This window comes from Bradyrhizobium sp. P2_E8, from assembly GCF_056403875.1.
The window spans coordinates 1-1095 of sequence record NZ_JBFUES010001574.1 but is presented as its reverse complement, the minus strand read 5'-3'; the positions used below and the strand labels follow the sequence as shown (position 1 = coordinate 1095).

At 65.8% G+C, this 1095-nt stretch carries 2 protein-coding genes; both read left to right on the top strand.

What is annotated here, in order from left to right:
* Positions 1-145: 145 nt before the first annotated feature.
* Positions 146-493 carry a Lin0512 family protein gene (locus AC1D00_RS42400; RefSeq protein ID WP_092234748.1) on the top strand — a complete coding sequence of 116 codons (348 nt, stop codon included), beginning with the start codon at positions 146-148 and terminating at the stop codon, positions 491-493.
* 4 nt (positions 494-497) lie between these two features.
* Positions 498-1095, top strand: a 598-nt coding sequence (locus tag AC1D00_RS42395) for a GNAT family N-acetyltransferase (protein WP_477014818.1), incomplete at its 3' end; no start/stop codon positions are given.

Below are 1095 nucleotides of genomic sequence, written 5' to 3'. Positions count from 1 at the left end.
CCGCGGCGGCAGTCTGGATTGCTTCGCTGCGCTCGCAATGACGGAGTGTGTAGCGAGGGCTTGGCCCGAATAGGTCTACCGTACTTGTGTCGCCATCGCTGATCGCCGACACTCTCAACCATCCAACCAACCACAGGAATATGAAATGGCTCGCGTTCGTTGTGTCACCGAGATGGGCATGGGCGTCGACGTCCACGGCAGGGACGCCACCAAGGCGGCGAAGCGGGCGGTGTCCGATGCGATCAGGCATTCGAGCCTCGGTTTCTTCCGGATGATCGGCAAGACCGCGAACGACATGTTCGTCGATGTCACGATCGGGGTGCCCAACCCTGAGGCGGTGGACAAGGAAGCCGTTGCGAAGGAGCTGCCCTACGGCACCGTGACCGTGACTGCGGTCAAGGGCGGGCTGGAGATTCCCTCGGCTACGGAAGTGGCCAACGACCCCATCCTCATCGCCAATGCGGCCGTCATCGTCAGCTTCGACAAGGATTAGGCCGGTGTCCGACAGCGATGAGGCGCTGCTGGATCGCCCGATCTGGAGCGCGCTGACAACGAGCCAGAAGCATCTGGCGCAGGGCGGCCCGCGAGCGCTGCGCTATCCCGTGGACATGACGCCGTTTGCCGACATGGCCGACATGTCCCCGGCAAGCTTTGCTGCGCTCCGTGATCTCCTGTCGGGCTCGCAGGTTGCCGCGCTGTTCACGCCGGAGCCGGTCGAAATGCCCGCGGGCTTCAAGGTCGTGCTCGCCGAGACCGGCGAGCAGATGATCGGCTCGCCTGCCGACAGTCCGCTCCGCGATGCCGAGATCGTCACATTGGGCGCCGGCGACGTCCCCGCCATGGTGGCGCTGACGGAGCTGACCAAGCCCGGGCCATTCGCGCTGCGCACCCACGAGCTCGGCACGTTCCTCGGCATCCGCGCCGGCGGCGAATTGGTCGCGATGACGGGCGAGCGGATGAAGCCGGGAAAGTTCGTCGAGATGACGGCCGTCTGCGTGCATCCGGAATACCGTGGGCGTGGCTACGCGCAGGCGCTGCTCGCGGCGGTCGCGCGCCGGATCGAGGCGCGCGGCGAAATTCCGTTCCTGCACGTGT